Here is a 12823-nt window from a genome sequence, read left to right on the forward strand (position 1 = left end):
AAAGGACAATCTGGTTGCAATAGCGAGGAGGCTACACCTGTTCCCATGCCGAACACAGAAGTTAAGCTCCTCAGCGCCGATGGTACTTGGATCGAAGGGTCCCGGGAGAGTAGGTCGCAGCCAGTTTTCAAGGCCCTATGGTCAAGCGGTTAAGACACCGCCCTTTCACGGCGGTAACCCGGGTTCGAACCCCGGTAGGGTCACCATTAGAGTGGGAGCATAGCTCAGCTGGGAGAGCATCTGCCTTACAAGCAGGGGGTCACAGGTTCGAGCCCTGTTGCTCCCACCATATATTTGGTCCGGTAGTTCAGTTGGTTAGAATGCCAGCCTGTCACGCTGGAGGTCGAGGGTTCGAGCCCCTTCCGGATCGCCATAATGAGCTGGTGTAGCTCAATTGGCAGAGCAACTGACTTGTAATCAGTAGGTTGCGGGTTCAAGTCCCATCACCAGCTCCATTAATTTTATCAGGAGGAATTCCCGAGCGGCCAAAGGGGGCAGACTGTAAATCTGTTGTCACCGACTTCGCTGGTTCGAATCCAGCTTCCTCCACCAAAAAAACTTGACAAGCAAGTTAAAAAGTTGTAAAATGTTTAATGTAAAAGCAACAAATACAGTATGCAGTATTCAATATGCGGGTGTGGCGGAATTGGCAGACGCGCTAGACTTAGGATCTAGTGTCCAGTACGTGGGGGTTCAAGTCCCTCCACCCGCACCACAAAAAACTTAAAATTTTGGAAAATGCGGAAGTGGCTCAGTGGTAGAGCATCGCCTTGCCAAGGCGAGGGTCGCGGGTTCAAATCCCGTCTTCCGCTCCAAACACGCGGGTGTAGCTCAGTGGTAGAGCCCCGGCCTTCCAAGCCGGTTGCGAGGGTTCGATCCCCTTCACCCGCTCCATTAACAAAGAAGAGAGTTCTATTTTAGATAGTGCTCTTTTTTTTATTTCCTCCATATTTCCCTGAGTTGTTTACAAATTTGAATACAACAATTAATATAATAAGTGTGGATAATAATAAGCCAGAGGGACGGTTCTCTTGGCTAAAAAGCCAAGAGAACCGTCCCTCTGGCTTATGGCGATTAGAGCTTTTGAAAGGGAGAAGATTGCTTTGTGGGAACTTAAGGACATAATAATGAACATTGGTTTTTTGGATATTTTAGATATATTGATAGTGGCCTATATTTCATATAGGCTCTACATGCTTATAAAGGAGACCAGGGCTGAGCAGCTGATAAAGGGCATACTAGTGCTTGTGGTTGCGACAAAGCTGAGCGAACTGCTGCAGTTGCATGTGCTAAGCTGGATATTAAAGAACACTATGACAGTGGGAGTAATCGCTCTGCTTATAGTTTTCCAACCCGAGCTCAGACGCGCCCTTGAATACATAGGAAGGACCAAGTTCATAGACAAGTCCTTCATTGGGCTCGAAAATGAACAGGACGTGGGTGCTGCCATAGAAGAAATCGGGGAGGCCGCATTCTCGCTCTCCAGGCAGAAGATAGGAGCCCTTATCGTAATAGAAAGAGAGACTGGTCTCAATGAAATAATACAGACTGGAACCAGAATAGACTCGGTAATCTCAAGGCAGCTGCTAATCAACATATTCATACCCAACACACCGCTTCACGACGGTGCGCTTGTCATAAGGGGCAGCAGAATAACGGCTGCCGGATGCTTCCTGCCTCTTTCGGACAACAAGAACATAAGCAAGGAGCTGGGTACAAGACACAGAGCCGGCATGGGCATAAGCGAGATGTCAGATGCTATAGCTGTGATTGTGTCAGAAGAAAATGGAGCCGTGTCGGTGGCAAGGGAAGGCAAGCTTAGAAGAAATCTCAATATGGATCAGCTTGTTAATATTCTTGAAAAAGACTTGAAACCCGAGACCGAGGCAAAAAAAATATTTAAAAAAGGAGAATCTGGCATAGAAAAGATTCTGAACAAAGGAAGGTCCTTGTAATGATGGATTTGCTGCGGAGCAACATGAAGATAAAGCTGGTTTCACTGGCTTTTGCATTTTTGATGTGGATCTATGTAATGGCGGAGGTTGATCCTATAATCACTCGCGATTTTTCTGACGTGACGCCTGCCATATCGAATGCACAGGACATAAAAAAACAGGAACTGATAATTTCCCCGGAGAGCAGTCTTGATATGAAACTGGTGTTAAGAGGAAGGAGATCTCTGCTAAAGGATATAGATAATGGGGATGTATATGTTTTGGGGTATGTGAAGAGCCCGCATGTGGGTAAGAATGTGGTTGAAATAAGCGCGCAGCTTCCAAGTGGTGTTACGGCAACTATAATACCGGACAAACTAGTTGTAGACATGGAAGAGCTCAGTGTTCAAAAGAAAAATGTCGAGATAATAATAGACAAGGGTGCTGAAGACGGCGTAGTTGTTTCCGAAATGCAGGTAGATCCGGGATATACTTTTGTAGAGGGGCCGAAATCGCTAGTTTCAAAAGTCAAACGCGTGGTCTGCAATGTTGATATAAAGGGCAAAAAGACTAATTTCAGCTCGAAATACACACTTGTGCCTGTGGACAGCCAGGGCAGGGAGGTTGAGCATGTTCAGCTTGCCAACAAGACGGCATATGTGAGTTTGGGGATAAAGGCCGAGAAAAAGGTACCAATAGAAATAGTGACAAAAGGAGAAGCCCCGGAGAGCTACAGGATAAAAAGCCTCAATTCGGAACCTGAATTTGTGACGATATCGGGAGAAAGTGAGGCTGTGGGTAAAATCAATAAGATACTAACAAAGCCTGTAAGCTTATCGGACGTATATGCGGACAAGAATATCGAAGTTGAGCTTGCGCTGCCTGAAAATATTAATTCAGACATTCAAAAAATTAAAATCGGTATAGATATTTCGAAAGTCGTTGTCGAAAATTTGTATATTTCCAAAGAAAGAATCAGCTTCCTGAACAACATACAAAATTTAGACATTTCCAAAAATAATATTCCTGAAAAGGTGAAAGTGAAAGTATTGTATTTAGAGGAGTACAAAAAAAATTTCAAACAAGAAGACATAAAGCTCTTTGTGAATTTGCAGGATTACAATCAGAAACTTGCAAAGATGGAAATACAAGCAGAGGCTCCTGAGGGGGTTGAAATACTTGAAATAGAGCCAAAAAATGCAATATTGGGCTCCGGGAATTAATGTTCCGGAATCCCAATATTGCATTTTTTTCTTTTTCAATATATCATGTTAGTATATCAAAAAACCACAATCAAATTCATACGAGCTTTTGATTTTTTTATATCAGATTTTTGAAAACGTTTTTTCTGGAATAGACCGTAAAAATTCTAAATATTTGCACATTGTTAAAAAACGTTATAAAGTTATTGTTTAAGGTATAAAGATTAATAAAGGCAGCTAAAACTTAATTATATGGGGTGGTTTTGTGGCGAGAGAATATATTTTGGCTATTAATCCTGGTTCTACTTCAACTAAGGTTGCACTTTTCAAAGGAGAAGAAAATGTTGTTCAGAAGAATCTGGACCATGCTCCTGGTGAGATTGAAAAGTATGAACACATAGCGGACCAGTTTGAAATGAGAAAAGAAATAATACTCTCATGGCTTGAGAGCGAAGGCTATTCTACCGGCGATTTGGTTGCCGTGGTAGGAAGAGGCGGCTTGCTGGCTCCGATTACAGGAGGCACATATAAGGTGACTGAAGCTATGCTCAAGGACCTTCGAGCGGGAAAAAGGGGCGAGCACGCGTCTAATCTCGGAGGAATAATAGCCAAGGCCATAGCTGACATGGAGAATATACAAAGCTTCATTGTAGACCCTGTATCTGTAGATGAATTTGACGATGTGGCTAGAATATCGGGAATTCCAGAGATAGAAAGAATATCTTTGGGACATGCGCTTAACATAAAGGCCGTAGGCAGAAAGGTTGCCGAGAGCCTTGGAAAAGAATTTGACGAGGTTAATCTTGTTGTGGCCCACCTGGGGGGCGGCATAAGCGTGGCGCCTGTACGAAAAGGCAATAATATAGATTACAACAACGCTAATGAGATGGGACCTTTTTCTCCAGAAAGAACAGGCGGATTGCCTGTGGGCGATCTTGTGAAGATGTGCTTTTCGGGAAAGTATACCGAAAAAGAGATGAAGGCCAAAATCAAGGGGAAGGGCGGCTTGGTGGCCTACCTTGGAACTAATGATGCAAGAGATGTAATAAAGATGATAGAAGCCGGAGACGATAAGGCCAAGCTTATATTCGAGGCTATGGGTTATCAGATAGGCAAGGAAATCGGCGCCATGGCGACGGCTCTTATGGGTGATGTTCAGGCTATAGTGATAACGGGAGGCCTTGCATACTCGAATCTTCTAGTGGATTATATAAAAGATATGGTGAGTTTTATAGCCCCTGTTGTTGTGGTTCCCGGCGAGGACGAAATGGGTGCTCTCAACGGAGGAGCTCTCAGAGTTGTAAATGGAAGCGAACAAGCTAAAATATACGAAGATGAGGTGAAGTAAGTGAAAGATTTCAAAGAAATGCTAGAGCTTGCAAAACAAAAAGGACCAAAGATAATATCTGTAGCGTGCGCTCAGGACAAGGAGGTTCTTGTTGCTGTTGAGGGAGCAAGGAAACTAGGCATAGCAAACGCCATACTTGTTGGAGACGCCGAAAAGATTGAGCAGATTGCAAAGGCTGAGGGAATAGACACTGCAAACTACGAAATAATAGACATAAAAGATCTTGCTGAAGCTTCGCTGAAGGCTGTTGAAATGGTTTCAAGCGGCAAGGCTCACATAGTTATGAAAGGCCTTGTTGATACCTCGATAGTTCTAAAGGCTGTGCTCAACAAGGAGATCGGACTTAGAACAGGCAGCGTGCTAAGCCACGTGGCACTGTTTGCAATACCGGGTTATGACAGAATGTTCATAGTTACGGACGCGGCGATGAACATAGCTCCCGATGTTGCCACCAAGAAGCAGATAATAGAAAATGCGGTATCTGTTGCACATTCCATGGGAATAGAAGTGCCTAAGGTCGCAGCTCTTTGCGCCAAGGAAAAAGCAGATCCTAAGATGCCAGCTACTATGGAGGCAAAAGAGCTCGAGGATATGTACAATGCAGGAGAGTTTGAAGGCTGCATGGTGGGCGGACCGTTCGCCCTTGACAACGCTGTTTCTGAAGAGGCTGCAAAGCACAAGGGAATGGATCACCCGATGGCTGGCAAGGCTGACATACTGCTTGTGCCTGACATAGAGGCTGGAAATGTCCTCTACAAATCAATGGTGTTCTTTGCAAGATCTGAAAATGCAGGTCTTATAGTAGGAGCGAAGGCTCCAATAGTTCTTACTTCAAGAGCTGACAGCGATATCACAAAACTAAATTCGATAGCGCTTGCAGTGCTTGCGGCTTCGAAATAATATTGCGACACATTGTTAAAAACACGAAAAAATTTTCAACTTCAAACAAACATGAAGATACTCATTTTAAAATAAACTGTCAAATTGGGCATTATAAACGGGAGGAAGCGTATGGAAAAATTAAGAGTTTTAGCGATAAATCCAGGTTCTACATCTACTAAGATAGCCGTATTCGACAATGAAGAGCAGATATTCGAAAAGACGCTCAGACACTCTACTGATGAGATATGCAAATACGAAAAGATTGCAGACCAGTTCGAGTTCAGAAAGGCGGTAATAGAGGAGGCTCTTGCTGAGGGCGGCATAGAGATTAAATCTCTAAGCGCTGTTGTAGGAAGAGGCGGACTTCTAAAGCCTATAGCAGGAGGAACTTACAAGGTATCTCCTGAGATGATGGAAGACCTTAGAGTCGGAGTGCTGGGAGAGCACGCATCAAATCTTGGCGGTCTCATAGCCAATGAAATAGCAGCGGCAGCAGGCGTTGAAGCTTTCATAGTAGACCCTGTAGTTGTTGACGAGATGAACGACGTTGCAAGAATATCAGGAATGCCTGAGATAGACAGAAAATCCATATTCCACGCCCTCAACCAAAAGGCGGTTGCTAGAAGAGCGGCTGCTGAAATGGGCAAGAAATACGACGAAGTAAATGTTGTAGTTGCCCACCTTGGAGGAGGAGTTTCTGTAGGAGCCCATGAAAAGGGAAGAGTAATAGACGTAAACAATGCCCTTGATGGAGAAGGACCATTCTCGCCGGAAAGAGCGGGCGGTCTGCCAGTTGGAGACGTTGTAAAGCTTTGCTTCTCTGGCAAGGTGACGCTGGATGAGATGAAAAAGAAGATAAAGGGCAACGGCGGCCTCGTGGCTTACCTTGGAACTAATGACGCCAGAGACGTTGAAAAGATGATAGAAGAAGGCAATGAAAAAGCGAAGGTTATATATGAAGCAATGGCATACCAGACTGCCAAGGAAATAGGCGCCTGCGCGGCAGTTCTAAAGGGCGATGTTGATGCCGTAGTCCTTACTGGCGGGATAGCATACTCAAAGTTCATAACCAGCTATATATCTGAAAGAGTCTCTTTCATATCTCCTGTAAAGATTTATCCTGGAGAAGATGAAATGATAGCTCTTGCAGAAGGCGGCCTGAGGGTCCTCAGAGGCGAAGAGGCTGCGAAGACTTACTAAAACAGCGAGAGAGATGGTGGGCTGAAAGTGATAAAAGAAGACAAGAGAGTCAGAATAATAACAGGGCATTATGGAAGCGGCAAAACCGAGTGTGCTGTAAACTATGTCATTAAGCTCAGAGAAATGATAGAAGGACCAATCGCTATAGGAGATCTTGACGTTGTGAATCCCTATTTCCGAACCAGGGAAAAAAAGGAGCTGCTTGAGGCTAGGGGCATACAGGTAATAGACAGCTCTATCAATGGAAGATGCGTAGACGTGCCTGCACTTTCGCCGGCAATAGTGGCGCCTCTTAAGAACTCTGACTACAACTATGTTGTGGATCTTGGCGGAGACCATGTGGGCTCAAGGGCGTTTGCAAGATTTATAGGCGATCTTGACAAGGACGACTACGACATGTTTTTCGTTATAAATGCGAACAGGGAAGAGACGACTACTGCAGAAGGTGTAATAGAGCACATAGGCAAGATAGAATATACCACAGGAATAAAGGTTACAGGGCTTATAAACAACACTCACATGGTAAGAGAGACTACTGTTGAAGACGTGCTAAAGGGCCAGGAGATTGCAAAAGAGGTATCGAGGGTGAAGGGCATACCTATAAGATATATAGCCTGTACTGGGGACATAGCCGGGAGGCTTCCGGAGGGTCTTGACGGAGAAGTGCTGGAAATAGAAATGATAATGAGAGAAGACTGGATGTAATCAAATCAGCTGAGGAAGTTTGGTCCGCCCACAGGCTGGCCGGATTTTATAATAAATATATTTAAAATTTTCCAAAGAAATTTTCATAATATAAGGAGGGTCCAAATGGCTAAGGGTAAAGTTACTTTTGATGTAGACCGCTGCAAGGGATGTGCGCTGTGCACAACAGTTTGTCCGGTAAATATCGTGGCTATTGACAAGACAAAGATTAATGCAAAAGGATACAACCCGGCTTCGGTTACTGAGCCGGAAAAATGCATAGGCTGCGCTAACTGTGCTACTATGTGTCCAGACTGTGTTATTACTGTTGAAAGAGACTAATAAAAAAAAGGAGGAAACCGGAACATGGCTAAGATTTTGATGAAAGGCAACGAGGCTGTAGCTAAAGCGGCTATAGAGGCGGGCTGCAGATATTTCTTCGGATATCCAATAACTCCGCAAAACGAAATACCAGAATACATGTCAAAAGAGCTTCCTAAGATAGGTGGAGTTTATCTTCAGGCTGAGTCGGAAGTTTCTGCAATAAACATGATATACGGTGGAGCAGGTACAGGAACAAGAGTAATGACATCTTCTTCATCTCCAGGAATCGCTCTTAAGCAGGAAGGTATAACTTATATAGCGGGAGCTGAGCTTCCTTGCGTTATAGTTAACATGATGAGAGGCGGCCCAGGACTAGGCGGAATACAGCCATCACAAGCAGACTACTTCATGTCTACTAGAGGAGGCGGAAACGGAGACTACAGAACTCCAGTATTCGCTCCGGCTTCTATACAAGAGGCTGTTGATATGACTATGGAAGCTTTCGATGTAGCTGATTACTACAGAACTCCTGTCATGGTAGTTGCAGACGGTATGATAGGTCAGATGATGGAGCCGGTTGAATTCAAAGCTCCTAAAAAGAGAGAGCTTCCTGCCAAGGATTGGGCTACAACAGGAACTAAGGGCGAAAGAAAGCCTAACATAATAAACTCGCTATTCCTTGACCCTCAAGAGCTGGAAGACCACAACTTCAAACTTGCAGAAAAATATGCCAAAATAGAGGCAAATGAAGTTCAATACGAAATGTACAAGACTGAGGATGCTGAGCTTGTATTCGTAGCTTATGGAACTACTTCAAGAATAGTTAAAAACGTCGTTGAAGAGCTAAGAGCAGAAGGCGTTAAGGCTGGACTTATAAGGCCTAAGACTATATGGCCGTTCCCGTTCAAAGCATTCGACGAAATACCTGCAGCGAAGAACCTGCTTACAGTTGAAATGTCTATGGGACAAATGCTAGAAGACGTTCAGATGGCTTCTAACGGAAGATGGCCAGTGTCATTCTATGGAAGAGTGGGCGGCATGATACCTACTCCTCAGGGAATCAAAGGCAAAGCGCTTGAAGTAATAGGAGGTGCGAAATAATGGCAGTTGTATTCAAAAAAACACAGGGACTTACTGATGCTCAAACTCACTACTGTCCTGGATGTACTCACGGCATAATACACAGAATAACAGCTGAAGTGCTTGAAGAGCTAGGAGTGCTTGGAGAAACTATAGGTGTTGCTCCTGTTGGCTGCGCAGTTCTTGCATATAACTACTTCAACTGTGATATGCACGAGGCGGCTCACGGTAGAGCCCCTGCCGTTGCTACAGGCGTTAAGAGAATATTCCCTGACAAGGTAGTATTCACATATCAGGGAGACGGAGACCTTGCATCGATTGGTGCGGCTGAAATAGTTCATGCTGCTGCAAGGGGCGAGAAGATAACTACAATATTCGTAAACAACGCAATATACGGAATGACTGGCGGACAGATGGCTCCGACTACTCTTCCGGGACAAAAGGCCACGACTGCTCCTTACGGAAGAGATGTTGACCACTGCGGTTACCCGATAAGAGTTTCTGAAATGCTTTCAACTCTTACAGGTGCTGCTTTTGTTGAGAGGGTTTCAGTAAACACTCCGGCTAACGTAAGAAAAGCCAAGGCTGCCATAAAGAAAGCTTTCCAAACTCAGCTTGAAGGAAAAGGCTTCAGCATAGTAGAAGTTCTTTCTACTTGTCCAACTAACTGGGGACTTCATCCGTTAGACTCTCTAAAGTGGCTTGAAGAAAACATGATGCCATATTATCCACTTGGGAACTTTAGAGATCCAGCTAAAGAAGGGGAGGTAAAATAATATGGCTACAGAAAAAATAATATCTGCAGGATTCGGCGGACAGGGCGTAATGTCACTTGGAATGCTTATAACTTATGCGGGAATGCTTGAAAACAAAGAGGTTTCATGGCTTCCTTCATACGGACCAGAAATGCGTGGAGGTACAGCAAACTGCTCGGTTGTAGTTTCAGACCAGCCGGTTGGCTCTCCTATAATAAATGACGATGCCACTAGCGCAATAATAATGAACCTTCCTTCGCTAGTGAAATTCGAAAACAGTGTAGTTCCTGGAGGAAAGCTGTTCATAAACTCTTCTCTAATAACTAAGAAGATAGAAAGAGACGATGTTCAGGTATACTACGTGCCTTGCAACGACCTGGCACTTGAGCTTGGAAACCCTAAGGTTGCCAACATGGTTATGCTTGGAGCGTTCCTTGAGGCTACAGGGCTTGTTGAAATGGAATCTGTAATAGAAGCCTTCAAGAAGGTTTTCGGACCAAGCAAAGAAAAGCTTATACCTCTTAACACAGAGGCGATCAAAAAAGGTCAGGAAGCTATAAAATAATCCTCTATAAAATATAAAAAAAGAAAGGCAGTCTGAAAGAAAGTGGGCTGCCTTTCTTTTTTTATTTCATGTCCTGAAGCAATTGCTTAAAAATATTTCATTTTTCTGAATCATATATATTTATTCAGCTGTAGTGTTGTTCTTACAACACTAAGGTAGGAAGTAGATGAGTTTGATTATGATATAACTATTAAAAATAATTCATGGGATGAACGGAGAATAAAAAAATTGTCATTGATGAAATAAAAGTTGCATATCAACATGTGAAGGGTATATAATCAATATGTGAAATACATAGTATTTGCAACACACAAAAAGTGTGCCATGCGACACGGCAGAAAACACCCAAAACAATGTACTTTTATAAATACACCAAAATGCAGGAAAATTTGCAATTGCATGCTTTGTCTTATATCAAAAGGAGATGAATCTAATGGTATCCCCCATGAGGATATTAGGAATGATACTCGGAAACATTTTTTGCGCGCTGGCCATTAACGGTTTTCTGGCGCCGCACAAGCTTCTCAGTGGAGGAGTAGGTGGTATAGCCATACTTCTCAACGCCACAACAGGAATCCAAATTGGTCTTACGGTATTCTTAATGAACCTTCCACTATTTCTAGTCTCATACAGGAAGCTCGACAGAGAATTCACGCTCTACAGCTTTATAAATATGATGCTGTTCTCATTTACTCTGCTATTCACATCAAACCTATTCAGACAATTTACCGTAGATGATATATTGTTAAGTGCTGTATTTGGAGGAATATTCAATGGTCTAGGGATGGGCTTGACATTTAAAAGCAGATCCTCCCAGGGAGGAACCGACATAATAGCCGCTTTTATAAAGAAAAAGTGGAACATAAAGATAACCAATGTGCTTATGGGAGCTAATCTTATTATAGTATCCATAGGAGGAGCCGCATTTGGAGCGGAAAGGGCAATGTATACGCTCATAGCCATGTATGTCGCATATCAGGTGGTTGACAAGGTGCAGCTCATGTTCAACAACAAGCTTTCAGTAATGATAATTTCTCAAAAATCAGAGGAGCTCTCAAGCGAGATAATGGACGAAATAGGGCGCGGGGTTACATTCTTCAAGGCAGAAGGCGCATATTCAGGAAGCGACCAGAAGGTGGTATACAGCATAGTAAACTCAAGTGAGCTGCAAAAACTAAGAACCATAGTTAGCAGGGTAGACCCGAATGCGTTCATGAGTGTCAACGAGGCAACTGAAGTGAGAGGCAGAGGCTTCAAAGAGAGTCTCATATAGTGTGCAAGTCCATAAAACGTGAATCGTGAATTCATCGTTAAAATAAAGTCTAAAAATGATATTATAATCAGTGCTTGATGTGGAAATAAAAGTGGATATATGCTAAAATAAATAAAGGGATTTGATTCCCTTTATTTATTTTTTGTAGTTAGTTTTGAAGGGAGAAGTTCAAAATGAGAAAGTATTTTGGGACTGACGGAGTAAGGGGAATAGCCAACAAGGAGCTTACCTGCGAGCTGGCATACAGCCTTGGCAAGGCTGGCGCATATGTGCTTGGCAAAGGCAAGGAAAAGCTAAAGGTGCTTGTTGGAAAGGACACTAGAATATCAGGAGACATGCTCGAGTCTGCGCTCTGTGCAGGGCTTATGTCTGCAGGCGCCGAGGTGGTATGCCTTGGAGTTGTCCCAACACCCGCGGTTGCATATCTTAACAGGAAATACTCTGCTGATTGCGGCGTTGTGATATCTGCATCGCACAATCCCATGGAATATAACGGCATTAAATTTTTCAACAGCGAAGGCTACAAGCTTTCTGACGAAATAGAGCATGAAATAGAAGCGCTTATGGAAAAAATGGAGGATATAGAGTTTGTTCCGCTTGGTGAAAAGATAGGCTATAGGACCATAGAGGACAATTCTATAAGGGATTACGCGAGCTATCTTGAATCAATAGCTGAAAGCAGACTGGACGGCCTAAAGGTCGTGCTTGACTGTGCCAACGGCGCGGCATACCAGGTGGCTCCGCTTGTATTCAAGGAGCTTGGAGCCAGCGTTGAGCTGATTAACGCGAGCCCTGACGGCACTAACATTAATGTGGAGTGTGGTTCTACTCATCCCTTTGGCCTTTCAAAGCGAGTTGTGGAAACCGGCGCCGATATGGGTTTTGCATATGACGGTGATGCAGACAGGCTTATAGCGGTTGACAGCTGTGGAAACATAGTAAACGGAGACCATATAATGGCTATATGTGGCAGGCATCTCAAGGAAGAGGGCAAGCTTAAGGGCGATACGATTGTAGTTACAGTTATGAGCAACATAGGTCTTCATAAGGCGGCAAAAAATTCTGAAATAAAACTTGTCCAGACAAACGTCGGAGACAGGTATGTGCTTGAAGAAATGCTCAGAAGCGGTTATAATCTAGGTGGAGAGCAGTCTGGTCATCTTATATTCCTTGATTACAATACAACAGGTGACGGAGTGTTAAGCTCATTGCTCCTCGCGTCAATAGTAAAGCAGGAAGGCAAATCTATTTCGGAGCTTGCGTCTGCAATGACTGTGTATCCGCAAGTGCTTGTGAATGCGAAGGTTAAGAATGAAAACAAGTCAAGTTTTATGGAAGATGACGTGATTAAAGGTGAAATTCAAAAAATTGAAAACTTGATGAGCGGAAATGGAAGGGTGCTTATAAGGCCTTCCGGAACAGAGCCGCTTGTGAGGGTAATGCTTGAAGGAAGTGAAGAAGGTCAGCTTATGGATTTGGCTAAGGGGCTTGCAAGTATAATAGAGTCCAGAATGGCATAGTCCAAATATATAAAATGCAGCCTTACGGCTGCATAGCGCCTGGACTTGGCTATGCC

12 protein-coding genes, 8 tRNA genes and 1 rRNA gene are annotated in these 12823 nt (G+C 43.7%); all 21 read left to right on the forward strand.

What is annotated here, in order from left to right; genetic code table 11:
- The first annotated feature begins 9 nt into the window (after positions 1-9).
- The 21 genes from rrf to glmM all read left to right on the forward strand — a co-directional run bounded on the left by rrf (position 10) and on the right by glmM (position 12767).
- Positions 10-126: ribosomal RNA gene (rrf, locus tag GT589_RS00005) — 5S ribosomal RNA — on the forward strand.
- 5 nt (positions 127-131) lie between these two features.
- Positions 132-206: transfer RNA gene (locus GT589_RS00010), tRNA-Glu, on the forward strand.
- Between the two features lie 7 nt (positions 207-213).
- Positions 214-289 (forward strand) — tRNA-Val (locus GT589_RS00015).
- Between the two features lie 7 nt (positions 290-296).
- Positions 297-373 (forward strand) — tRNA-Asp (locus GT589_RS00020).
- A 6-nt stretch (positions 374-379) separates the two neighbouring features.
- Positions 380-455 (forward strand) — tRNA-Thr (locus GT589_RS00025).
- A 12-nt stretch (positions 456-467) separates the two neighbouring features.
- Positions 468-552: transfer RNA gene (locus tag GT589_RS00030), tRNA-Tyr, on the forward strand.
- Between the two features lie 79 nt (positions 553-631).
- A tRNA-Leu gene (locus GT589_RS00035) sits at positions 632-715 on the forward strand.
- A gap of 25 nt (positions 716-740) precedes the next feature.
- Positions 741-815 (forward strand) — tRNA-Gly (locus tag GT589_RS00040).
- Positions 816-820: 5 nt separating this feature from the next.
- Positions 821-894: transfer RNA gene (locus GT589_RS00045), tRNA-Gly, on the forward strand.
- A gap of 173 nt (positions 895-1067) precedes the next feature.
- Positions 1068-1955, forward strand: coding sequence for a diadenylate cyclase CdaA (gene cdaA / locus GT589_RS00050; RefSeq protein ID WP_293394144.1), 888 nt, complete (start codon positions 1068-1070; stop codon positions 1953-1955).
- Positions 1955-3157: a CdaR family protein gene (locus GT589_RS00055; RefSeq protein ID WP_293394068.1), complete on the forward strand. Its 1203-nt coding sequence runs from the start codon at positions 1955-1957 to the stop codon at positions 3155-3157. Before cdaA ends, GT589_RS00055 begins: the two co-directional genes overlap by 1 nt.
- A 259-nt stretch (positions 3158-3416) precedes the next feature.
- Positions 3417-4484, forward strand: a complete 1068-nt coding sequence (gene buk, locus GT589_RS00060; protein WP_442952069.1) for a butyrate kinase — start codon at positions 3417-3419, stop codon at positions 4482-4484.
- A complete protein-coding gene (locus GT589_RS00065) occupies positions 4485-5384 on the forward strand; it encodes a phosphate butyryltransferase (RefSeq protein ID WP_293394074.1) in 900 nt (299 codons plus the stop codon). It begins immediately after the preceding gene.
- Positions 5385-5495: 111 nt separating this feature from the next.
- The gene (gene buk / locus GT589_RS00070; RefSeq protein WP_293394076.1) at positions 5496-6566 is read left to right on the forward strand and encodes a butyrate kinase; all 1071 of its coding nucleotides are present in this window, start codon (positions 5496-5498) and stop codon (positions 6564-6566) included.
- 27 nt (positions 6567-6593) lie between these two features.
- Positions 6594-7271: an ATP-binding protein gene (locus GT589_RS00075; RefSeq protein WP_293394079.1), complete on the forward strand. Its 678-nt coding sequence runs from the start codon at positions 6594-6596 to the stop codon at positions 7269-7271.
- A 105-nt stretch (positions 7272-7376) separates the two neighbouring features.
- The gene (locus GT589_RS00080) at positions 7377-7592 is read left to right on the forward strand and encodes a 4Fe-4S dicluster domain-containing protein (protein WP_293394082.1); all 216 of its coding nucleotides are present in this window, start codon (positions 7377-7379) and stop codon (positions 7590-7592) included.
- Between the two features lie 24 nt (positions 7593-7616).
- Positions 7617-8675 (forward strand): 3-methyl-2-oxobutanoate dehydrogenase subunit VorB, encoded by a 1059-nt coding sequence (locus GT589_RS00085; protein ID WP_293394085.1) that lies wholly within the window; start codon positions 7617-7619, stop codon positions 8673-8675.
- Complete coding sequence (locus tag GT589_RS00090) at positions 8675-9430, forward strand: thiamine pyrophosphate-dependent enzyme (protein ID WP_293394088.1); 756 nt, start codon at positions 8675-8677, stop codon at positions 9428-9430. Before GT589_RS00085 ends, GT589_RS00090 begins: the two co-directional genes overlap by 1 nt.
- Position 9431: 1 nt before the next feature.
- Entirely contained in the window at positions 9432-9974 is a 543-nt protein-coding gene (locus GT589_RS00095; protein WP_293394091.1) for a 2-oxoacid:acceptor oxidoreductase family protein, read from the forward strand.
- A gap of 445 nt (positions 9975-10419) precedes the next feature.
- A complete protein-coding gene (locus GT589_RS00100) occupies positions 10420-11247 on the forward strand; it encodes a YitT family protein (RefSeq protein WP_293394094.1) in 828 nt (275 codons plus the stop codon).
- Positions 11248-11420: 173 nt separating this feature from the next.
- Positions 11421-12767: a phosphoglucosamine mutase gene (glmM, locus tag GT589_RS00105; protein WP_293394097.1), complete on the forward strand. Its 1347-nt coding sequence runs from the start codon at positions 11421-11423 to the stop codon at positions 12765-12767.
- Positions 12768-12823: the final 56 nt, after the last annotated feature.

The sequence above is a fragment of the Peptoclostridium sp. genome (assembly GCF_009881055.1).
GTDB lineage: Bacteria > Bacillota > Clostridia > Peptostreptococcales > Peptostreptococcaceae > Peptoclostridium_A.